The following is a 21,642-nucleotide window of genomic DNA, read 5'->3' as shown; positions in this document are numbered from 1 at the left end:
AGCCCGGTCAGGCCTTGAGCTTGTAGCCGAAGCCGCGGACCGTCTCGATGCGGTCCTGGCCGATCTTCGTACGCAGCCGCTGCACATGGACGTCGACGACGCGGGTGTCACCGCCCCAGCCGTAGTCCCACACACGCTCCAGGAGCTTGTCGCGGGACAGTACGGAGCCGGGCGCGGAGGAGAACTCGAGCAGCAGGCGCATCTCGGTGGGCGTCAGGGCCACCGTCTCCCCGCCCTTCCTGACCTCCATGCCGTCCGTGTCGATCTCCAGGTCGCCGAAGCGCAGCTCCCCGTGGTCGGGCGCCGGGCTCTCCTCGGCCGCGCCGGAGGCCGCCGCCGCGCCACCCGCGTGCCCGAAGCGGCGCAGCACGGCGCGGATCCGGGCCACGAGCACCGCCCCGTCGAACGGCTTCGTCACGTAGTCGTCGGCCCCCGCCTCCAGGCCGAGCACGACGTCGATGGAGTCCGCGCGCGCGGAGAGCATGATCACCGGAACCGTCGACTCGTCGCGGATGCGGCGGCACAGGGAGACCCCGTCGAGGCCCGGCACCATCACGTCGAGCAGCGCGATGTCCGGCCGGTCCGACCGGAACGCCTCCAGGCCCGCGAGCCCGTCCGGCATCGCGGTCACCACGAAACCGTCGCGCTCCAGGGCGAGCTGGGTGGCCTCGCGGATGACATCGTCGTCCTCGACGAACAGGACGTGCGTCGGCTCGCCCTTGCGTTCACCGCCCATGCCGGCCATCCGTTCTCTCCTCCACCACGTGTTGTCTCAGCCGCCGTCGTCCGAAGGTGCCGCGCTCTCCCCGTCCACCGCGTTGCTGTAATCGTTGTGCGTGCGGCTCTCCTGGGTGAACGCGTGCCCGCCCCACCGGTACGTGAGGACCTCCTCGCCCGACGGTGAGGCGACCGAGTCGCCCTTCTCGTACACCTGCTTGGTGACCACGAGATCACCTCGGTCGATCTCCGAGTACACCGGGGGCTCTTCGTCCTTGAACACATTCTTGTACGTGCCGCCCTCGTCGCGATACACGTACGTGCCGATGCCGACCGCGTCCCCGCAGGTCATCACGTTGACCACGACGTCGCTGCGGGAGCTGCCCGTCAGCGTGCCGTAGCTCACGTCGACCGGGTACTCGTCCGCCACGCACGGCTTCAGGTCGCGCTTGATGTCCGCGCCGACCTTCGGGTCCCTCTTCACCATCCGCACCGCCTGGGCGGAGCTCGGGGCGCTCGGTGAGGCGGAGGCCGAGGGACTCGCGCTGCCCGCCGCCGTCGAACCGACCGGGTCCGTGCGGGCCGGGCCCTCGTCACGGGCGCCGGTGCCTCCGGTCGAGCACGCCGCGAGGACACCGGCGAACAGCCCGATGGCGGCGAGCCCGGCGATCGCCGCGCTCCCCGCCTTCACTCCCCGCATCAGGGCGGAACGCCCCCGCATCAGGGACGTACGAATCCCAGAGGCACGTATGCCTAGGCCGCGCAACGCTCCCGCTCCTTCACGTCGAGCGCGCGGCCGGCCAGTTCCTCGCGCTCCCGCTTCTCCAGCTCCTCACGGAGCCGGGCGAGGGCCCGGTGCAGCGTGCTCTTCACGGTTCCGGCCGACATTCCGAGAGCGGCGGCCGTCTCCTCTGTGGACATCTGCTCCCAGTGTCGCAGCACCACGACGCTGCGCTGCTTCGGAGCGAGCACCTTCATGACGTCCATCAGCAGGGCGCGGTTCGCGTGCTGCTCCGTCGAGTCGTCGACCGAGGACTCCGGGAGCTGCTCGGTGGGCACTTCCTCCAGCTTGCGCGCCCGCCACCACTCGGTCCGCGTATTGATCATGACGCGGCGCAGATACGCGTCGGCCAGGCGCTTGTCCGCTATGCCGTCCCAGCGGCCGTACGTCCGTACGAGCGCGGTCTGCAGCAGGTCCTGGGCGTCGACCGGGTCGGGCACGAGACGCCGGGCGCTGCGCAACAGGGCGTCCTGCCGCGTCCGCACGTACTCTTCGAACCCGAGCACCTCACCGGCGTGCGCCATGATCAACTGCCTCCCGCTTCCCGCAATCCCCGTGGGCCGCACAGGTTGTGTGCGGTTACGAGGAAGAAGTTACGGAGGAGTTGTCACGGCGTTGTCCGTTCCGGCCACCGGGTAACGCACGACTACCCGTCGGTTGTGTAACGAAGCCGGCCGCGGCTTTTCGGCGCGCCCTGCTCAGCCCTGCGGAAGCCGGTACAGACCGCCCGCGAGCGGCTCCACCAGACCGTCGTCGACCAGGCCGTCCAGGGCCCTGGCCCGCTGCACCGGCTCGTCCCACACCCGGTCGAGCACCGGCTGCGGCACCGGGTCGACGGCCTCGCGCAGCACGGCGAGCAGCTTGCCGCGCACCTGTCGGTCCGTGCCGGCGTACGTCTGGCCGCGCCGCGGCGGGCCCTCGTGCGCGGGCTTGCCCGCGAGCCGCCACGAGCACATCGCGGCGATCGGGCAGCGGTGGCACTCCTCGTTCTTGGCGGTGCACACCAGGGCGCCCAACTCCATGGAGGCGGCGGCCCACTTGGCGGCGGTGTCCTCCTCCTCGGGCAGCAGGGAGCGGGCCAGCTTCCGCTCGGCGGCGGTCGTCGCGTTCGGCGGGTACTGCACGCCGGCCACGGCGCGGGCGAACACGCGCCGCACGTTCGTGTCGAGCACCGCGTGCCGCTGCCCGTACGCGAACGAGGCGACGGCGGCCGCCGTGTACTCGCCGATGCCGGGCAGCGCGAGGAGCTGCGCGTGGCCGGTGGGTACGTCGCCGCCGTGCCGTTCCGTTATGGCGACGGCGGCGCCGTGCAGGCGCAGGGCGCGGCGCGGATAGCCGAGCCGACCCCAGGCGCGGACGGCCTCGCCGGGCGCCTCGGCGGCGAGGTCGGCGGGGCGGGGCCAGCGGGCGAGCCACTGCTCGTACACCGGGAGCACGCGGCTGACCGGGGTCTGCTGGAGCATGAACTCGCTGACCATCACGCCCCACGGGCCCGCGTCGTGGCGGCGCCAGGGGAGGTCGCGGGCGTGCTCGGTGAACCAGTCGATGACCGGTGCGTGCAGATCGGCGTTCTCGGGGTTCTTCGTGAGCGCAGTCATGGCACATCCGATCCTGCCATGTGCGGGGGCCGGGGCGGGGGATCGCGGTGGGCGGCGGTTCTGTTGCGCGGGGGGCCGGGGGCCGGGCCGGTGGGTTTCGTTGCGGCGCACGGGGCGCCGGTGGGTTTCGTTTGCGGGGGCCGGGGTTGTGGGGGCTGTGCCGGGGCGGCGCCTGTCGTTTCCGTTGAGCGGCACCGGCTGTGCCGGGGCGTGCTCGTCTCCCGCCCGCCCCCTCCGGGGGCTCGGCCCGACCGGGGCCCGGGTGCAGAGTCGGGCCGGCGCCCCTTGTTCGTTGCGCGGCACCGTGCGCCGCCTTGCCCACCCTGCCGCCCCAGGCGGCAGATTGCCCAAGGCAGTGGCGGTCGACCGCAACGGGTGGGGTGGGCTTGGCCGCGGTGTGCCCCAGACGGGGGTTGCCCGCCGCAATGGGTGAGGAGGCGGACCCGGTGGCGGAGTGCCCGAGGTGGGGCGGCTCCGGTCGTAACGGGTGGCGGCGTTGTGCCTGAGGTGGGCCCACCTGTGGCAGCGGAAGGTTCAGCGCCGGTGCGAGCCCCGTCGTGAGCGGCCCTCGGGCGCCGAGCCGCGCCCGCGACCGGACCCGCGCCCGGACCCGGCCCCCGCCGGCCCCGGCCCCGCGAACCATCGCACGAGCCCGTTCCCCGACCCCCGCATCGCCTCGGTCACCCGCGCTCCCGGCCGCGTCAGAAGGCGTACGACGAGGAACGCGACGAGGGTGCCGAGCAGCAGGCCCACCGCGACGTCGTGCGGGTAGTGGACGCCTACGAAGACGCGCGAGAACGCCATGAGGAGCGCCATCGGCACCGTGAACCAGCCGATCTTCGGCCAGGCCAGCGCGAGGCCCACCGCCGCGGCGGCGGCGATCGTGGCGTGGTTGGAGGGGAAGGACCAGTCTCCGTAGACCGGGCAGTCGATCAGGGACGGCAGGGCGCCCGAGACGGCGCGGCAGGGCCGTTCCTCGTCGATCCCCGACTTGACCACCTCGCTGATCACATACGCGACCGCGGTGCCCAGCGGCGCGAGCACCGCGACGGCGAGTGCCCTCGGGTCGTTGCCCCGTGCCCGCCACCAGGCGACGACGAAGAGCACGGCGAACAGCAGCAGTCCCAGTTCCGTCCACACCTCCATGAGGTGCTGAAACCACGACGGGGTGTCGTGGGCGAAATCGGTGATGCCGCGATAGAGGTCGGAGTCGATAGTTCCCATGGTGACGGACAGTATGCAATACCCAAGAGCTGCCACATCCAGCGACGGTCGTGGGCCCCACCCGACGATCGACAGGGGTCCGGAAGCCCGTTCGGCGGCCCGCGCGTGATGATGATCCGGAAAACTTGAGGGTCGAGGCGGCGGGTAGCGCCGGACAACGGCCCGATCTCTCGTAAGGTTTGGGGCGTGGGATCTCTGCGCAATCCGATCGGGCCGCTTCCCTCCTCCATCTATTGGCGACGGAGGGTTGTTCTGCTGTCCGTGGTGGCGCTGCTCGCCCTGCTGATCGTATGGATCGTCACTATGGGCGGGGGCGGTGGGAACAACGGCGCCAGTGGCTCCGGCGGCAAGAGTCCGACGGAGTCGATCACGCCGGGGCCCTCCGGCACGGGGCCCGCGATCAGCGAACACCCCGGCGGCCGCGACGAGTCGGGCGGTTCCGGCGGCTCGGGGTCGGGCTCGGGTTCCGGCGGTTCGGGTTCGGGTGCGGGCTCCGGCGGTTCCGACGATGCCGCGGGCGGCGACTCCGGTGACGGTGGCGGCAGTGGTGGCAGCGGGGGCACGTCCTCCGGTGACCAGGTCCCGGCCGGCTCCAGCCTCCCGGACTGCACGGCGGGCGGCGTGACCCTGAAGGTGCGCAGCGTCCACAACTCGTACGCGCCCGGGGAAAAGCCGAAGCTCCAACTCGTCGCCAAGAACACGGCGGACAAGTCCTGCAAGGTCGACCTCGGTCCGAAGACCGCGGTGGTCACGATCACCAAGGCGGAGGCCGACAAGCCGTTCTGGTCCTCCGACGACTGCCCGGCGGGCGCGGGGAGCATGGTGCTGCGGGCCCCCGCGGGCGGCACGGTGCAGCGTGACTACACGTGGGATCTGCGGCCGAGCGCGCCGCAGTGCGCGACGCCTTCGGCGGGAGCTGCGTCGCCGGGTACGTACCTGGTCGAGGTGAAGGCGGCGCAACTTCCGGAGGCGCAGGCGTCGTTCGTCCTCAAGCAGGACTGAGCCGTTTAAGCCCCGCACTGCGGACGAGAGCCAGCGGGGTCCGGGGCAGAGCCCCGAACCGCGCGCCGGGTGACGCAATCGATCACCCGGCCAACCAGCGGAGCTACACGTACCGCTCCAGGATCGACGACTCCGCCAACCGCGACAGGCCCTCACGAACGCTCCGGGCCCGCGCCTCACCGACCCCGTCGACCGTCTGCAGGTCGTCCACACTCGCGGCGAGCAGCTTCTGGAGGCCGCCGAAGTGCTCCACGAGCCGGTCGATGATCGCGCCCGGGAGGCGCGGCACCTTGGCCAGGAGCCGGAATCCGCGCGGGGACACCGCCGAGTCGAGCGCCTCGGGGGAGCCGGTGTAGCCCAGGGCCCGTGCCACTATCGGCAGTTCGAGCAGCTCCCCGTGGCTGAGCGCGTCCAGCTCGACCAGCGCCTCCGCGACCGTGCGGGAGCGCTTGGCGGTGGGCTCGGGCACGTAGTCCCGCGCGACCAGCTCGCGCTCCGGCTCGACGCCCGCGATCAACTCGTCGAGCTGCAGCGCCAGAAGCCGGCCGTCGGTGCCCAACTCGACGACGTACTCGGCGATCTCCGTGGCGATGCGGCGCACCATCTCCAGGCGCTGCGCGACCGCGGAGACGTCCCGGACCGTGACCAGGTCCTCGATCTCCAGGGCGGAGAGCGTGCCCGCCACCTCGTCGAGGCGCAGCTTGTAGCGCTCCAGAGTCGCGAGGGCCTGGTTGGCGCGGGACAGGATCGCCGCCGAGTCCTCCAGGACGCGGCGCTGCCCGTCCACGTACAGCGCGATCAGGCGCATCGACTGGGAGACTGACACGACGGTGTAGCCGACCTGCTTGGAGACGCGGTCCGCCGTGCGGTGCCGGGTGCCGGTCTCCTCCGTGGGGATCATGGGGTCCGGCACCAACTGGACGCCGGCCCGCAGGATCTTGTCGAGGTTCGAGGAGACCACGATGCCGCCGTCGAGCTTGCACAGCTCGCGCAGGCGCGTGGCGGTGAACTCCACGTCGAGGATGAAGCCGCCCGTGCACATCGACTCGACCGTCTTGTCGGAGCCGAGGACGATCAGGCCTCCGGTGTTGCCACGGAGGATGCGCTCCAGGCCGTCGCGCAGGGCGGTTCCGGGCGCGACGGCGCTCAGCGCGGCGCGCATGAGACTGTCCGCACCGGAGCTTCCGCCGGACTTGCCGGGAGTTGCCGCCCGGTCATTGGCTGCCACTGCACTCCTCCGGATCGCAGACTTTGGGGTGCCCTGAGGCTCGGGGTCCACGTCCCTCGCGTTCGCACGCACGGGCGAGACCAGGGCAAAGTCTACCGGCGCTGCTCCGGCTCCCGTGGGGCGTCTCGCCGACGGCTCCTCGGCAGCACCTGCAGAGCATCCCCTATATCGGCGACTTCCAGGACCTTCATACCGGCCGGGATCTTTCCCGGGTCGGTCGGAACCAGTGCGTGTGTGAACCCGAGCCGGTGCGCCTCGGAGAGCCGGCGCTGCACGCCCGTGACCCGCCTGACCTCGCCCGCGAGGCCCACTTCTCCGATCGCCACAAGGTTTTTGGGGAGCGGGGTGTCGCTCGCCGCGGAGGCGAGGGCCAGCGCGACGGCCAGGTCGGCGGCCGGTTCCGTGAGCTTCACGCCGCCGACCGTCGCGGAGTAGATGTCCCGCTTGCCCAACGCGCTGATCTTCCCGCGCTGTTCGAGCACGGCCAGCATCATCGATACGCGGGAGGTCTCCAGGCCGGACGTGGTGCGGCGCGGGGAGGGGATCTGGGAGTCGACCGTGAGCGCCTGGACCTCGGCGACCAGCGGGCGGCGGCCCTCCAGGGTGACGGTCAGGCAGGTGCCGGGCACCGGCTCGGCGCGCCGGGTCAGGAACAGGCCGCTCGGGTCGGCGAGGCCCGTGATGCCCTCGTCGTGCAGCTCGAAGCAGCCGACCTCGTCCGTCGTCCCGTAGCGGTTCTTGACGCCTCGTACGAGACGCAGGCGCGCGTGCCGGTCGCCCTCGAAGCTCAGGACGACGTCGACCAGGTGCTCCAGGAGGCGCGGGCCCGCGATCGTGCCCTCCTTGGTGACGTGGCCGACCAGGAGCGTGGACATGCCGCGGTCCTTGGAGGCGCGGATGAGCGCCCCGGCCACCTCGCGGACCTGGGACACGCCGCCGGGCGCCCCGTCGATCTCCCCGGACGCGATCGTCTGTACGGAGTCCAGGATGAGCAGCGACGGCTTCAGCGCGTCCAAGTGGCCGAGGACGGTGGCCAGATCGGTCTCGGCCGCCAGGTACAGGTGGTCGTCGATCGCGTGGATGCGGTCGGCGCGCAGGCGCACCTGGGAGGCCGACTCCTCGCCCGTCACGTAGAGGGTCTTGTGCTTCTCGCTGGCCGACTTCGCCGCCACGTCGAGCAGCAGCGTGGACTTGCCGACGCCGGGCTCGCCCGCGACCAGCACCACGGCGCCGGGCACCAGGCCGCCGCCGAGCACCCGGTCAAGCTCGGGCACGCCGGTCGTCCGGGCCGTCGCCTGCCTGCCGTCGACCTCGCCGATGGGCAGCGCCGACGTGGTGACGCGGCCCGGTGCGGTGGTGCGCACGGCGGGCGCGCCGTACTCGTCGATCGTCCCCCACGCCTGGCACTCGGGGCAGCGGCCCAGCCACTTGGCCGTCTGCCAGCCGCACTCGGTGCAGCGGTAGGACGGACGGTCCTTGGTTTTGGTACGGGCAGCCATGAACGGAACCGTAGCGGGCAGGACTGACAACACGGCGGGGGTGTGCCGTGCGCACCACCTCACCGGGCCGCGTCACCACCTCGGCGGTCGCCCCGCGTAGCCGTGCTGGCCACGGAATGACGGGTTCCTGTCCTCTTTTGAGGGATCGTTTCACCCGTAAGGATTAAATGTGCTCAAGGGGGAGGAAGCCCCCTCGTGGTGAGCCTACGGTCACACGGTGATGAGCAGCAGGCCGGAAACTCCCACACAGACCACCGGCGCACACCGGGCGCACCGTCCCGGGGCGAGGCGGCAGGAGCCGCGCACCGCCCCGCAGAGCCCGCCCGCCCGCTACGAGTCCTGTCTGGACGGCCTGTTCACCTACTGCCTCTCCGTCCTCTGCGATCACGACGAGGCGACCTCGGCGCTCGGTGACGCCCTCGCGCTCGCCGAGCGGCGCGGCTCCCGCGCCCCGGCCGGGGACTCGCCCGCCGAGCGCAGGGCCTGGCTCTACGCGCTGGCCCGCTGGTCCTGCCTGCGCCGTCTGGCCGAGGCCAATCGGCGGCGTCAGAGCGTGCAAGAGGTCAGCCGGTCCCAGAGCGGCCGGCCGCAGGACGGTCTTCTTCAGGAGGAGCGCAGGCGGCAGCTCGCCCAGCTCGCCTGGCCGGAAGCCGCGGGCACGACTCCGGAGCAGCGCGAGGCCCTGGAGCTGGCGGTGCGCCACCAGCTGTCGCCGCGCGAGGTCGCCGCCGTACTCGGCACCGACCCCACCGCCACCCGCGAGCTGCTCTCGGCCGCGGCCTGCGAGGTCGAGCGGACCCGCGCCGCACTCGCCGTCGTCGAGACCGGCACGTGCCCCAGCGTCGCCCGCCTCACCGGGGACAACCAGGTGCTCCTGTCGGCCGCCCTGCGCCGCGAGCTGGTCCGGCACGTCGACGACTGCCCGCGCTGCCGCCGCACCGCCGAGCGCGCCGCGCCCCGCGCCTGGCCGGGCACCTCGGTGACGCCCGCCGCGCTGCCCCTCGTGGCGGCCCCGCGCCCCGCCCTGCACTTCGCGATGCACGCCCGGCACCCCGGCGCCCCGCGCTTCGACCGGCGCGGCTACCCCATGGACCCCAAGGACCGGGCGGCCCGCAGCGCCCGGCTGCGCTCGCGTGCCGTGACGACGACCGTGGTCGCCACCGTGGTCGCCGCCCCGGTGCTCGCCCTGTGGGCCGCCTACCGGGGCGCTCCGCTCACCGGAGAGGCCGCCGACGGACGCTCCGTGACGGCCAGCGAGGACGGCACGGCGGACAGCCTCGACGGCGAGCGGACCGGCGGCGCGTACGAGAACGCGGGGAACGCGCGGACGAGCCCCGACCCGGGCTTCACCGCGGGCAGCCGCTCGCCCGACGTCTCCGTAGAGGTCACATCGCCGCCCACGCGCGCGGGGCGCGGTCCCGGCCGCATCACCGTGGAGGCGCAGCCCAGCGGGAACTCGACGGCGATCACGCTCACCGCGTCGGGCCGCGCGCCCGTCGACTGGACGGCCTCCACGGACGCGTCATGGCTGTACCTGAGCCGGACGTCGGGAACACTGAGCCCCGGCGAGTCGCTCACGATCCACGTCTACGTGAACGAGTACCGGGAGCCGCGCGGGCACTGGACGGCGCACGTCGGGATCGACCCGTCCGGTGCGGTCATCTCCCTTGAGGGGTACGGGGGTTCAGGCTCCGGTGGTGGCGGAGGCGGTGGTGCCACTTCGCGGCCCTCGCCGTCCCACTCCGTCCCGTCGTCCCCGAACCACCCGAGGCCGACCCCCACGCCGACGCACACCTCGCCCGACCCGACGCCGGATCCGACCGACAGCTCGACGCCGAGCCCGAGCGACCCCGAGCCCACCGACTCGGCGCCCCCGTCCGACACGGCGTCGCCCTCCGGGACCGGCGGGTCCGGGACGGGCTCGCCGTCGGGGACCCCCTGACGTCCGGTCCCGGACCGTCGGATGTGTGCGTTACGCCGGGTCGGCCGGGTGCGGGGCGATGAGCGGGAGCCCCTTGGGTGCTGCCGCGAGTCGCTCCTCGCACAGTTCGACCAGCTTGTCGTAGCCGGCCTTGCCCATCAGCTCCGTGAGCTCGGGCCCGTAACTGACGTAGACCGGGTCGCCCGCGCCGTGCGCCGAGGTCGCCGACGTGCACCACCAGTGCAGGTCATGGCCGCCCGGGCCCCAGCCACGGCGGTCGTACTCGCCGATCGAGACCTGGAGCACCTTGGTGTCGTCGGGCCGCTCGATCCACTCGTACGTACGGCGGACCGGCAGCTGCCAGCAGACGTCCGGCTTCGTCTCCAGGGGCTCGCGGCCCTCCTTGAGCGCCAGGATGTGCAGCGAGCAGCCCGCGCCACCCGCGAAGCCCGGCCGGTTCTGGAAGATGCACGAGCCCTCGTACGGGCGGGTCTGGCGCTCGCCGTCCTCGTCGGTCGACACCCAGCCGGTCTCGGTGCCGATGTCGTGGTGCTGCCAGATGTCCGGCGTGAGGCGTGCCACGTTCTGCGCGACCCGCTTCTCGTCGTCCTCGTCGGAGAAGTGGGCGCCGAGCGTGCAGCAGCCGTCGTCGGCGCGGCCCGCCTGGATGCCCTGGCAGCCGCTGCCGAAGATGCAGCTCCAACGAGAGGTCAGCCATGTCAGATCGCAGCGGAAGAGCTGCTCGTCGTCCGCCGGATCCGGGAACTCGACCCACGCGCGCGGGAAGTCGATGGGCTTCTCGTCCGCCTTGGAGCGCTGCTTCGGCTGCTTCTTCAGCTCCTGCTTTGCCGACTTCGTCTTCTTGTCGCTCTTGTCGGCCTTGGCCTTTTTCGTCTTTGGCACGGCTCCAGGGTAAAGGCGTTGACGCCTTTCACAGGACCTTCCCGGACGGGCAAGCCGCATGGAGCAGTAGCGTTCCCTATATGAGACTCGGTGTCCTCGACGTGGGTTCGAATACGGTCCATCTGCTCGTGGTGGACGCACACCCCGGTGCCCGCCCGCTGCCCGCGCACTCGCACAAGGCCGAACTGCGGCTCGCCCAACTCCTCGACGACCACGGGGCGATCGGGCCCGACGGCGTGGAGCTGCTGATCAGTACGGTCAGAGAGGCGCTGGAGGCCGCCGAGGACAAGGGCGTCGAGGACCTGCTGCCGTTCGCGACATCGGCGGTGCGCGAGGCCAGCAACGCCGACGACGTCCTCGCGCGCGTGAAGGACGCCACGGGCGTCGAACTGCGGGTGCTCAGCGGCGAGGAAGAGGCGCGGCTCACGTTCCTGGCGGCGCGGCGCTGGTTCGGCTGGTCCGCGGGCAGGCTGCTGGTGCTCGACATCGGGGGCGGCTCCCTGGAGATCGCGTACGGCATCGACGAGGAGCCGGACGCCGCGGTGTCGCTGCCGCTCGGGGCGGGCCGGCTGACGGCCGGATGGCTGCCCGGGGACCCGGCGGATCCGGACGACGTGAAGGCGCTGCGGCGCCATGCGCGGGCGCAGATCGCGCGCACGGTCGGGGAGTTCGCCCGGTTCGGGGCGCCGGACCATGTGGTGGCCACGTCGAAGACGTTCAAGCAGCTGGCGCGGCTCGCCGGGGCTGCCCGGTCGACGGAAGGCCTCTACGTACAGCGGGAGTTGAAGCGGAAGTCCCTGGAGGACTGGGTGCCGCAGCTCGCCGCGATGACCGTGGAGGAACGCTCCGAGCTGCCCGGCGTCTCCGAGGGCCGAGCCGGCCAACTCCTCGCCGGAGCCTTGGTGGCGGAGGGCGCGATGGACCTCTTCGCCGTGGAAACCCTCGAAATCTGCCCCTGGGCCCTCCGCGAGGGCGTCATCCTCCGCCGCCTGGACCACTTGCCGGCAAATTAAGCCAAATCAAGCCCCGCCTTGTGGACGAGAGCCAGTGGGGTCCGGGGCGGCGCCCCGATCTTTCCAGCCCCGCCGGCGATTGAGGCGCGGGGTCCGGGGCGGAGCCCCGAGGCGTGGGTACGGGCGGCGTGATCGCCCGGGTGGGCGCCCCCACCCGCACACGGGGGCCGTACCCTGTCCCCGTGGCAGAACCAGTGGTGCGCATCCCGGATGCGAAGGTCGCGCTGTCCACGGCCTCCGTGTACCCGGAGTCGACGGCGACGGCCTTCGAGATCGCCGCGCGCCTGGGCTACGACGGCGTAGAGGTCATGGTCTGGACCGACCCCGTCAGCCAGGACATAGAGGCCCTGCGCCGCCTCTCCGACTACCACCACATCCCGATCCTCGCCGTACACGCGCCATGTCTGCTGATCACGCAGCGCGTGTGGTCGACGGACCCGTGGGTGAAGCTGCAACGCGCGCGTGCCGCCGCGGAGAAGCTCGGCGCGTCGACCGTGGTCGTACACCCCCCGTTCCGCTGGCAGCGCCAGTACGCCCGGGACTTCGTGCAGGGCATCTGGCGGATGGCGGGCGAGACGGATGTGCGGTTCGCCGTCGAAAACATGTACCCGTGGCGCTACCGGGACCGCGAGATGCTCGCGTACGCCCCCGACTGGGACGTGACCAAGGACGACTACCGGCACTTCACGGTCGACCTCAGCCACACCGCGACGGCCCGCACCGACGCGATGCAGATGATCGACCGCATGGGCGACCGGCTCGGCCACGTCCACCTCGCCGACGGCGCCGGCTCCGGCAAGGACGAGCACCTCGTCCCCGGCCGCGGCACCCAGCCCTGCGCCGAACTCCTGGACCGCCTCGCCGTGAACGGATTCGACGGGCACGTCGTCATCGAGGTCAACACGCGGCGCGCCATGTCCAGCGCCGAACGCGAGGCCGACCTGGCGGAGGCCCTCGCCTTCGCCCGCCTGCACCTGGCGTCGGCCGCGCGGGTACCGCGTCCATGACCGAGTCCGTACGTCGCCGGGGGCGGCCTCCGCGTACCGAGGGCCCCGGCGCCCGGGATCGGATCCTGGACGTCGCCCGCGAGGAGTTCGCCGAGCGCGGCTACGACAAGGCGTCGGTGCGCGGCATCGCCAAGGCCGCCGGGGTGGACTCGGCTCTGGTGCACCACTACTTCGGCACCAAGGAGCAGGTGTTCGCCGCGTCGATCGAGGTGGTGCTCGCCCCGGCCCTCAAGGCCCCCGACGCCCTGGCCGACGGGCCCCTGGACGAGGTCGGCGAGCGCATGACCCGGTTCTTCTTCGGCGTGTGGGAGTCGCCCGAGACGCGGGTCCCGCTGCTCGCGATCCTGCGCTCCGCCGTGAACAACGACGTGGCCGCGGGCGTCCTGCGCCGGCTCGTCACCTCCCGGCTGCTCGCGAGCATCGCCCAGCGGCTCGACCTGCCCAAGGACGAGGCCGAGCTGCGGGTCTCGCTGGCCGCCGCGCAGCTCATGGGCACCGCGATGGTCCGTTACGTGATGCGGGCGGAGCCCATCGCCTCCGCGGACCCGGAGCGGATCATCGCCCGGATCGCCCCCGTGGTGCAGCTGCACCTGACCGGGCCGTGAGGCTTTGCGGCCGCCCCTCCGTAGCACCTGGTGAGACGGCCGTCCCGGCATTCGGACGCGTTGTCCAGCGCTTGGATCGGCGGCGTACTCTCGGGAGCCAGTCTGATATCCCTCTGAAGGAGCGAGCGACGATGCCCGAGCTGAGGTCCCGCACAGTCACCCACGGCCGCAACATGGCGGGCGCACGCGCCCTTATGCGCGCCTCCGGTGTACCCGGTGCGGACATCGGCCGGAAGCCGATCGTCGCGGTCGCCAACTCGTTCACCGAGTTCGTGCCCGGTCACACGCACCTGTCGCCCGTGGGCCGCATCGTCAGCGAGGCCATCACGGCCGCCGGTGGCATCGCCCGCGAGTTCAACACGATCGCCGTCGACGACGGCATCGCGATGGGCCACGGCGGCATGCTGTACTCCCTGCCCTCCCGCGATCTGATCGCGGACTCGGTCGAGTACATGGTCGAGGCGCACTGCGCGGACGCGCTGATCTGCATCTCGAACTGCGACAAGATCACGCCCGGCATGCTGAACGCGGCCCTGCGCCTCAACATCCCGACCGTCTTCGTCTCCGGCGGCCCCATGGAGGCCGGCAAGGCGACGCTGGTCGACGGCACGGTTCGAAAACTCGACCTGGTCAACGCGATCAGCGACGCGGTGAACGAGAACGTCTCGGACGAGGACATCCTCCGTATCGAGGAGAACGCCTGTCCGACGTGCGGCTCCTGCTCCGGCATGTTCACCGCCAACTCGATGAACTGCCTGACCGAGGCCATCGGCCTCTCCCTGCCGGGCAACGGCTCGGTGCTCGCCACTCACACGGCCCGCAAGGCGCTGTACGAGAAGGCGGGCGAAACGGTCGTCGAGATCGCCAAGCGCTACTACGACGGCGACGACGAGTCGGTGCTGCCGCGCAACATCGCGACCCGCGCCGCCTTCGACAACGCGATGGCGCTCGACATCTCCATGGGCGGCTCCACCAACACGATCCTGCACCTGCTGGCCGCAGCGCAGGAGGCCGAGCTCGACTACACGCTCGCCGACATGGACGCCGTCTCGCGCCGCGTCCCGTGTCTGTCCAAGGTCGCGCCGAACGTGGCGCCCGGCGGCACGTACTACATGGAGGACGTGCACCGCGCCGGCGGCATCCCCGCGATCCTCGGCGAGCTGTACCGCGGCGGTCTGCTCAACGAGGACGTGCACACCGTCCACTCCCCGTCCATCAAGGAATGGCTCGACGCCTGGGACATCCGCAGCGGTGCGGCGACCGCGGAGGCGAGCGAGCTGTGGCACGCGGCCCCCGGCTGCAGGCGCTCCGCCGAGGCCTTCTCGCAGTCCGAGCGCTGGGACACCCTCGACACCGACGCGGCCGGCGGCTGCATCCGTGACGTCGCCCACGCGTACTCGAAGGACGGTGGCCTGGCCGTCCTGAAGGGCAACCTCGCCGAGAACGGCGCCGTCGTGAAGACCGCTGGTGTCGACGAGTCCATCTGGACCTTCGAGGGCCCGGCCGTCGTCTGCGAGTCGCAGGAGGAGGCCGTCGAGAAGATCCTGCTCAAGCAGATCAAGGAGGGCGACGTCGTCGTCATCCGCTACGAGGGCCCCAAGGGCGGCCCCGGCATGCAGGAGATGCTCTACCCGACCTCGTACCTGAAGGGCCGCGGCCTCGGCAAGGCCTGCGCGCTCGTCACGGACGGCCGCTTCTCCGGCGGTACGTCGGGCCTGTCCATCGGTCACGCCTCGCCCGAGGCCGCCGCCGGTGGCGCCATCGCGCTCGTCGAGGACGGCGACCGCGTGCGCATCGACATCCCGAACCGCGGCATCGAACTCCTGGTGAGCGACGAGGAGTTGGCCGCGCGCCGCGAGGCCCTGGGCGGCGTCTACGCTCCCAGGAACCGCGAGCGCAAGGTCTCGGCCGCGCTGCGCGCCTACGCCGCGATGGCCACCAGCGCGGACACGGGCGCGGTCCGCGACGTGTCGCAGCTCGGCTGACCCGAACAGCAGGCCCTAAGGGTCGTCCGCCGTGGCGGCACCGAACACGGTGCCGTCCGGCGCGCTCCCGAACACCCGGCCACCGCTGACGACCGGCGCCGGAATCTCGGCCACCACCCGGTCCGAGCGGCCCGCCGGCCGGGGCTCGCTCTGGCCGACCGGACGCCCCGTGCGCCGGTCCACGGCGAGCAGCCGGCCGTCGGGGGCCGTGACGTACACCCGGTCGGAGGCGGCGTCGACGGCGGGCGCGGAGCCCCGGCTCACCGAGGTCTCCGACCGCCACACCTGCTTGCCGGTCGCGAGGTCCTGCGCCACCAGCGCGCCGCCCGCCGCGAGCAGATACGCCGTGTCGCCGTGCAGCGCCACCGTCGCGGACGGCAGCGGCAGCGACAGTCGTACGCGACGCCCCACCACCCCGTCCATGAGGCGATGGCCGACGAGCGCGACGGTCTCGCCCGAGGCGCCCCGCTCCGTGCACCAGACGACGCCGTCGGACACGCCGACCGGGGTCGCCGTGCCCGGCGAACTCCGCTGCCAGCGGACGTCACCCGTCTCCGGATCCACCGCGCTCACCAGCGTGTTCGCCCCGTCGGGCGCCGGAGTCGCCGCGTAGGCCAGGTCTCCGCCCACGTACGAGAGAGTGGGCCGGGCCGTCGCCGAACCCGGGAGCCGGCGAGCCCACTCCCGTCTCCCGGTCGCGCTGTCGACCGCGCTGAGCGTGCCGTCGGGCGCCGCGAGGAGCACCCGCCCCGCCGCCTGGCGCACCTGCCCCTGGTACCGCGACACATCCATCGACCAGCGGGTCCTCCCCGTATCGGGGGCCATCGCGAGGAGCCGGGAGCCGTCCGGGGTGAGCGCGTGCACCAGCCCGCCCGACACCACGGGCGCCGCCCCACCGACGTCCCCCGCCCCGCCGGACGCCTTCCGCTTCCACCGCACCGAGCCGTCCCGCGGATCCAGCGACACGGCCGGCGCACCCGGCACGGCGCAGTTCAGGCTCCCGGCCCCGTACGAGCAGACGGGCGCGGCGCCCGAGCCGAGCGCCCGCTGCCAGGGGTGGAACATGGCGGGGGAGCCGGCCGGCGCGGTCCGGGTGCCGGTGGCCGAGCCGGAGTCGCGCCCCCAGAGGAGCGGCACGGTGAGCGCGCCGCTCAGCGCGAGGACGCCGGCGAGGGTGATGAGCATGCGGGGGCGGGGGCGCTTCCGCGGGGCCGGTGAACTCGGCTCCGCCTCAGGGGACTTGACCGTGGAAGCCTCGGCCGGTCCCCGCTGAGCAGGTATGAACGCCTGTGTGTCGTACTGCGCCGAGATGTGCCGCAGCCGGGCCATCAGCTCGTCCGGCGTGGGCCGCTCCTCCGGCTCCTTCGCCAGGCAGGCGAGGACGAGCGGCGCCAGATCCTCGGGCACACCGGACACATCCGGTTCCTCGTGCACCACCTGGTACGCCACCAGGTAGGGGCTGTCGGAGTCGAAGGGTCCACGTCCGGTCGCCGCGTGCACGAGCAGCGAGCCGAGTGCGAACACGTCGGCGGCCGGCCCGACTTCGCGCGGGCGGCGGAACTGCTCCGGCGCCATGAACGGCGGCGTGCCGATCAACTTCCCCGTCTCGGTCCGCAGTTCACTGTCCTTGGGCCGCGAGATCCCGAAGTCGATGACCTTGGGGCTGTCCTCGGCGAGCAGCACATTGCTCGGTTTCAGGTCACGGTGCACGACCCCGGCGCGATGGATGTCGCGCAGCGCCTCCGCGAGGCCGGCCGTCAGGTGCCGCAGCTGCGCGGGGGCCAGCGGCCCGTTCCGCTTGACGTGGTCGGCGAGGGTCGGGCCCGGGATGAACAACGTTGCCATCCACGGCAGTTCGGCGTCCGGGTCGGCGTCGACGACCGGTGCGGTGAAGGCCCCGCTGACCCGCCGCGCGGCCGCGACCTCCTGCCGGAACCGGCCCCTGAACTCGGGGTCCTCCGCGAACTCGGCGTGCACCACCTTCACCGCGAGCGGCAGCCCCGCCGCAGACCGCGCCAGATGTACGACGCCCATGCCGCCCGTGCCCAGGTGCGCCTCGAGCCGGTAGTGCCCGGCGTACTCCGGGAGTTCCGCTTCCGCGCCGGTCCCGAAGCTGTTGTGTGACGGCATGTCCACGCCCCCCGTGGCCGATGAACGGGCCTTGCTAGCCTGCGTGTTCGACATTCCAACACAGATATTTCAACGGGCCCTCAATGAACGTTGAACGAGTCGAGTCGGCCCGACGGGGGAGGCGCAGGGAAATGGCAGCAGAGGAACAGCCCGCTCAGTCCGTGGAGGCGGCGGCAGCGTCGATGTACTACCCGGTGGCCCCGGGCTACAACGTGAACGTCCGCAGCGGCCCCGGCACGCAGTACCGCGTGGTGCGGGTGCTGCCGCTGAGCGCGAAGGTGCCGATCTTCTGCCAGAAGCCGGGCCAGGCGGTCGCCGGCCCGTACGGCACGTCGCGGATCTGGGACAACGTCGGCGTCGGCGAGTACGTCTCCGACACGTACGTGAAGACGGGGAGCGACGGTTACGTGGCGCCGCGCTGCGCCTGAGCCGCGCGGGGGACCGGGCTGCGGGGCCCGCGGCCCGGTCCGGCGATAATCGAGGGCGTGAGCGACGAAACCGGCACCCCCAGCACATCCCCGGCCCCGGGGCCCCAGCCCGAGGAGATCCGCTTCTTCGGCACGACGTGGGTCGACCACAGCGGCAACTACGGCCTGCGCCGGGCCGCGGTCGGGGTGGGCGCGCTCGTCCTGGCCGCCGCCGGCTGCTTCATCCTCCGATTCGCCTACGAGGGGCTGGCGATCGCGGACGTCGGCTCGCTCGTGAACGTCCTCCTCATCGTGATGTTCGCGATCTGCAGCGCGCTCGCCTTCGCGCGCGCCCGTACGGGCTTCACGGAGCGCCACGACCCCGAGAAGCAGGCGTCGCTGCGGGGCTTCATGGCGATCGGCTTCGTGGGCGTCCTGATCGCCTACGCCCTGCGTTGTCTGGTCGAGGCCCCCGGGGAAAAGCTCCGCAGGCGGGAGTACGAGGAGGCGCGCGCCCAGTACGAGCGGCGGACGTCCCGCCGCACCCGCAACCCGGCGAAGAAGAAGCGCTCTTAGCGCCTGCCGCTCGGGCCACGCCTCGGCCACCCGTCCCCACGTGTCGGGGCTCCGCCCCGGACCCCGCTGGCTCTCGTCCGACGGCGGGGCCTGAGTGCCCCATCTTGACGGTCCCAGCCGCCCGGAGGATTATTCATCATGTGATGAATAAACCGCCGTCATCCGCCGTGTCCGCCACCGGGCTCACCGTCACCCGCGGCCCCCGCCCCGTCCTGCGCAACCTGGACTTCGACGTCCCGCGGGGCCGGATCACCGGCCTGCTGGGCCCCTCCGGCTGCGGAAAGTCGACCCTCATGCGCGCCGTCGTCGGCACGCAGGCCAAGGTCACCGGCACCCTCACGGTCCTCGACCACCCCGCGGGCCACCCCGCCCTGCGCTCCCGCGTCGGCTACGTGACCCAGGCCCCGTCCGTCTACCTCGACCTAACGATCCGCCAGAACCTCGCCTACTTCGCATCCGTCCTGCTCCCCGGCAGGACCGCCGCCGCCCACCGCCGCACCGAAGTCGACCGCGTCCTGGCCGACGTGGACCTCGAATCCCACGCCGACGCCGTCGCCGGAAACCTCTCCGGCGGCCAGCTCAGCCGCGTCTCCCTGGCCGTCGCCCTGCTCGGCACCCCGGAACTCCTCGTCCTCGACGAGCCGACGGTCGGCCTCGACCCGGTCCTCCGCCGCGACCTGTGGAACCTCTTCCACGAGCTCGCCGCCCGCGGCACCACGATCCTCGTCTCCTCGCACGTCATGGACGAGGCCGAGCGCTGCCACCGCCTCCTCCTCATGCGCGAGGGCGAACTGCTGGCCGACGACACCCCCGACGCCCTGCGCGAGCGCACCGCCACGCCAACCGTCGAAGAGGCCTTCCTCCACCTGGTCGACGAGGCGAACGCGACGAACACCGCCCGCCCCACCACCCGCTGACGCCCCGACGCCTTCGACGCCCCAGGAAGCCCGCCATGACCACGTACCGCACCGCCGCCACCGCGCTCCGCGTCCTGCGCCAGCTCCGCCACGACCCGCGCTCGATCGCCCTGATGCTGCTCGTCCCGTGCGTGATGCTCTTCCTGCTCCGCTACGTGTTCGACGGCAACCAGGCCACCTTCAACTCCATCGGCGCCTCGCTCCTCGGCGTCTTCCCGCTGATCACGATGTTCCTGGTGACCTCCATCGCCACCCTCCGCGAACGCACCAGCGGCACCCTGGAGCGTCTCCTGTCCATGCCGCTCGGCAAGGCCGACCTGATCGGCGGCTATGCGCTGGCCTTCGGCACCGTGGCCGTCGTCCAGTCGATCCTCGCCACCGGCCTCGCCCTCTGGGCCCTGGACCTCGACGTCACCGGATCGGCCTGGCTGCTCCTCCTGGTCGCCCTCCTGGACGCCCTGCTCGGCACGGCCCTCGGCCTCTTCGTCTCGGCCTTCGCGGCATCGGAGTTCCAGGCGGTCCAGTTCATGCCGGCGGTGATCTTCCCGCAGCTGCTGCTCTGCGGCCTGTTCACCCCGCGCGACCAGATGCAGCCGGTCCTCGAGGCAATCTCGAACGTGCTCCCCATGTCGTACGCGGTCGACGGCATGAACGAGGTCCTCCAGCACACCGACCTCACCGCGACCTACATCCGCGACGTCGGGATCGTCGCCGGCTGCGCCGTCCTGGTCCTGGGCCTCGGCGCGGCGACCTTGCGCCGCCGCACGGCCTGATGCCCGGCCGCCGCTTCGTTCCGCCCACCGGACACCCCGATACCGCCGACCCGGCCGATGCGAGGATGCCCCCGGACGGACGACGCATACGGAAGGCCCCGCTCATGAGTCAGCACACCCGCCACAAGGTCGCCGTACTCGGCACGGGCAAGATCGGTGAAGCCCTGCTCAGCGGAATGATCCGCGGCGGCTGGGCACCGAGCGACCTCATGGTCACGGCCCGCCGCCCCGAGCGCGCCGAGGAACTCCGCTCGCGTTACGGCGTCACCCCGGTCACCAACCAGGAGGCGGCCAAGCGGGCCGACACCCTGATCCTCACGGTCAAGCCCCAGGACATGGGCACGCTCCTCGACGAGCTCGCCCAGCACGTCCCGTCCGATTGCCTGGTGATCAGCGGCGCGGCCGGCATCCCCACCACCTTCTTCGAGGAGCGCCTCCCGGAGGGCACCCCGGTGGTCCGCGTCATGACGAACACCCCGGCCCTGGTCGACGAGGCGATGTCCGTCATCTCCGCCGGCACCCACGCGACGAGCTCCCACCTGACGCACGCCGAGGAACTCTTCGGCTCGGTGGGCAAGACCCTCCGCGTCCCCGAGTCCCAGCAGGACGCCTGCACGGCCCTCTCCGGCTCGGGCCCCGCCTACTTCTTCTACCTGGTGGAGGCCATGACCGACGCGGGCATCCTCCTCGGCCTCCCGCGCGACAAGGCCCACGACCTCATCGTCCAGTCCGCGATCGGCGCCGCCACGATGCTCCGCGACAGCGGCGAGCACCCGGTCAAGCTCCGCGAGAACGTGACGTCCCCCGCCGGCACGACCATCAACGCGATCCGCGAACTCGAGAGCCACGGCGTCCGCGCCGCCCTTATCGCCGCCCTCGAAGCCGCCCGCGACCGCAGCCGCGAACTGGCCTCCGGCAACAACAGCTGACCTGCGTACGAGCCCGGGGCGCGAAGTTGACACGCCCTGGGCCCATCCGTAGTGTTCTCCGAGTTGTCCGCAGTGAGCGCCGACCCCGGTCGGTCCCCGGACAACCATTCCGCAAGACCTCTTCATTGCCCGACGACTGGCTTCTGCTCGGTCGTCGTCTGCATTTACGTGTGTCTTTGCGAAATGAGGAATCCACGTTCGAAAGGACGCGACCCCGATTAGCTCGGGGGTCGGGAATCCGCTAAAGTCTCACTCGTCGGAACGGCCCAACAGCCGGGAAGACAAGCCCCTCTGACTGGGAATCAGGCCCGAAAGGATCTGATAGAGTCGGGCTCGCCGGAAAGCCGAAAGGCCGGAAAGCGAAGCGGGACCGAGGGAAATCGGCCGGTGAAACGGTCTGATAGAGTCGGAAACGCAACAACAGCAA

20 protein-coding genes are annotated in these 21,642 nt (G+C 72.0%); 11 read left to right on the top strand and 9 right to left on the bottom strand.

Going from position 1 to position 21,642, the window contains the following annotated elements; translation table 11 throughout:
- Positions 1–7: 7 nt before the first annotated feature.
- The 5 genes from cseB to ACWD2L_RS39250 form a co-directional block, all read right to left on the bottom strand.
- Positions 8–736 carry a two-component system response regulator CseB gene (gene cseB / locus ACWD2L_RS39270; RefSeq protein ID WP_351341964.1) on the bottom strand — a complete coding sequence of 243 codons (729 nt, stop codon included), beginning with the start codon at positions 734–736 and terminating at the stop codon, positions 8–10.
- Positions 737–772: 36 nt separating this feature from the next.
- Positions 773–1,417, bottom strand: a complete 645-nt coding sequence (locus ACWD2L_RS39265) for a hypothetical protein (RefSeq protein ID WP_351341950.1) — start codon at positions 1,415–1,417, stop codon at positions 773–775.
- A gap of 53 nt (positions 1,418–1,470) precedes the next feature.
- Positions 1,471–2,022, bottom strand: a complete 552-nt coding sequence (locus ACWD2L_RS39260; RefSeq protein WP_351341949.1) for a SigE family RNA polymerase sigma factor — start codon at positions 2,020–2,022, stop codon at positions 1,471–1,473.
- A gap of 174 nt (positions 2,023–2,196) precedes the next feature.
- Complete coding sequence (locus ACWD2L_RS39255; RefSeq protein ID WP_351341948.1) at positions 2,197–3,096, bottom strand: HhH-GPD family protein; 900 nt, start codon at positions 3,094–3,096, stop codon at positions 2,197–2,199.
- Positions 3,097–3,630: 534 nt separating this feature from the next.
- Positions 3,631–4,320 (bottom strand): phosphatase PAP2 family protein, encoded by a 690-nt coding sequence (locus ACWD2L_RS39250; protein ID WP_351341946.1) that lies wholly within the window; start codon positions 4,318–4,320, stop codon positions 3,631–3,633.
- A gap of 186 nt (positions 4,321–4,506) precedes the next feature.
- Between ACWD2L_RS39250 and ACWD2L_RS39245 the strand changes: the two genes are divergently transcribed.
- Positions 4,507–5,322, top strand: a complete 816-nt coding sequence (locus ACWD2L_RS39245) for a hypothetical protein (RefSeq protein WP_351341944.1) — start codon at positions 4,507–4,509, stop codon at positions 5,320–5,322.
- A 103-nt stretch (positions 5,323–5,425) separates the two neighbouring features.
- On the opposite strand, the gene disA is transcribed toward ACWD2L_RS39245, so the two are convergent.
- Complete coding sequence (gene disA / locus ACWD2L_RS39240; RefSeq protein ID WP_351341942.1) at positions 5,426–6,550, bottom strand: DNA integrity scanning diadenylate cyclase DisA; 1,125 nt, start codon at positions 6,548–6,550, stop codon at positions 5,426–5,428.
- 92 nt (positions 6,551–6,642) lie between these two features.
- Complete coding sequence (gene radA / locus ACWD2L_RS39235) at positions 6,643–8,049, bottom strand: DNA repair protein RadA (protein ID WP_351341940.1); 1,407 nt, start codon at positions 8,047–8,049, stop codon at positions 6,643–6,645.
- A gap of 220 nt (positions 8,050–8,269) precedes the next feature.
- On the opposite strand from radA, the gene ACWD2L_RS39230 reads away from it, so the two are divergent.
- Entirely contained in the window at positions 8,270–9,991 is a 1,722-nt protein-coding gene (locus ACWD2L_RS39230; protein WP_451193592.1) for a BACON domain-containing protein, read from the top strand.
- 30 nt (positions 9,992–10,021) lie between these two features.
- Here the strand turns inward: ACWD2L_RS39230 and ACWD2L_RS39225 are convergent, their stop codons facing one another.
- Positions 10,022–10,873, bottom strand: a complete 852-nt coding sequence (locus ACWD2L_RS39225; RefSeq protein WP_351341936.1) for a hypothetical protein — start codon at positions 10,871–10,873, stop codon at positions 10,022–10,024.
- 80 nt (positions 10,874–10,953) lie between these two features.
- Here ACWD2L_RS39225 and ACWD2L_RS39220 point away from each other — a divergent pair, with 80 nt between their 5' ends.
- The 4 genes from ACWD2L_RS39220 to ilvD all read left to right on the top strand — a co-directional run bounded on the left by ACWD2L_RS39220 (position 10,954) and on the right by ilvD (position 15,483).
- Positions 10,954–11,886: a Ppx/GppA phosphatase family protein gene (locus tag ACWD2L_RS39220; protein WP_351341934.1), complete on the top strand. Its 933-nt coding sequence runs from the start codon at positions 10,954–10,956 to the stop codon at positions 11,884–11,886.
- Between the two features lie 182 nt (positions 11,887–12,068).
- Complete coding sequence (locus ACWD2L_RS39215; protein WP_351341932.1) at positions 12,069–12,893, top strand: sugar phosphate isomerase/epimerase family protein; 825 nt, start codon at positions 12,069–12,071, stop codon at positions 12,891–12,893.
- A complete protein-coding gene (locus ACWD2L_RS39210; RefSeq protein ID WP_351341930.1) occupies positions 12,890–13,498 on the top strand; it encodes a TetR/AcrR family transcriptional regulator in 609 nt (202 codons plus the stop codon). The genes ACWD2L_RS39215 and ACWD2L_RS39210 overlap by 4 nt, the downstream gene beginning before the upstream one ends.
- 131 nt (positions 13,499–13,629) lie before the next feature.
- A complete protein-coding gene (gene ilvD, locus ACWD2L_RS39205) occupies positions 13,630–15,483 on the top strand; it encodes a dihydroxy-acid dehydratase (protein WP_351341928.1) in 1,854 nt (617 codons plus the stop codon).
- Between the two features lie 15 nt (positions 15,484–15,498).
- Here ilvD and ACWD2L_RS39200 read toward each other — a convergent pair whose 3' ends face one another.
- On the bottom strand, positions 15,499–17,613 hold the full coding sequence (locus ACWD2L_RS39200; protein ID WP_351341926.1) for a protein kinase domain-containing protein: 2,115 nt from the start codon (positions 17,611–17,613) through the stop codon (positions 15,499–15,501).
- 131 nt (positions 17,614–17,744) lie between these two features.
- Between ACWD2L_RS39200 and ACWD2L_RS39195 the strand changes: the two genes are divergently transcribed.
- From ACWD2L_RS39195 to proC, 5 genes are all read left to right on the top strand, one after another.
- Complete coding sequence (locus ACWD2L_RS39195; RefSeq protein WP_351341924.1) at positions 17,745–18,041, top strand: peptidase; 297 nt, start codon at positions 17,745–17,747, stop codon at positions 18,039–18,041.
- A gap of 57 nt (positions 18,042–18,098) precedes the next feature.
- Positions 18,099–18,596 carry an EamA/RhaT family transporter gene (locus ACWD2L_RS39190; protein ID WP_351341922.1) on the top strand — a complete coding sequence of 166 codons (498 nt, stop codon included), beginning with the start codon at positions 18,099–18,101 and terminating at the stop codon, positions 18,594–18,596.
- A 143-nt stretch (positions 18,597–18,739) separates the two neighbouring features.
- Positions 18,740–19,513, top strand: a complete 774-nt coding sequence (locus ACWD2L_RS39185) for an ABC transporter ATP-binding protein (RefSeq protein ID WP_351341920.1) — start codon at positions 18,740–18,742, stop codon at positions 19,511–19,513.
- 35 nt (positions 19,514–19,548) lie between these two features.
- Positions 19,549–20,286: an ABC transporter permease gene (locus ACWD2L_RS39180; RefSeq protein ID WP_351341918.1), complete on the top strand. Its 738-nt coding sequence runs from the start codon at positions 19,549–19,551 to the stop codon at positions 20,284–20,286.
- Positions 20,287–20,390: 104 nt separating this feature from the next.
- Positions 20,391–21,215: a pyrroline-5-carboxylate reductase gene (gene proC, locus ACWD2L_RS39175; RefSeq protein WP_351341916.1), complete on the top strand. Its 825-nt coding sequence runs from the start codon at positions 20,391–20,393 to the stop codon at positions 21,213–21,215.
- Positions 21,216–21,642: the final 427 nt, after the last annotated feature.

This window comes from Streptomyces sp. NPDC002754 (genome assembly GCF_053592315.1).
The sequence above is the reverse complement of the archived record's forward strand: the minus strand, read 5'-3'. Positions and strand labels throughout refer to the sequence as shown.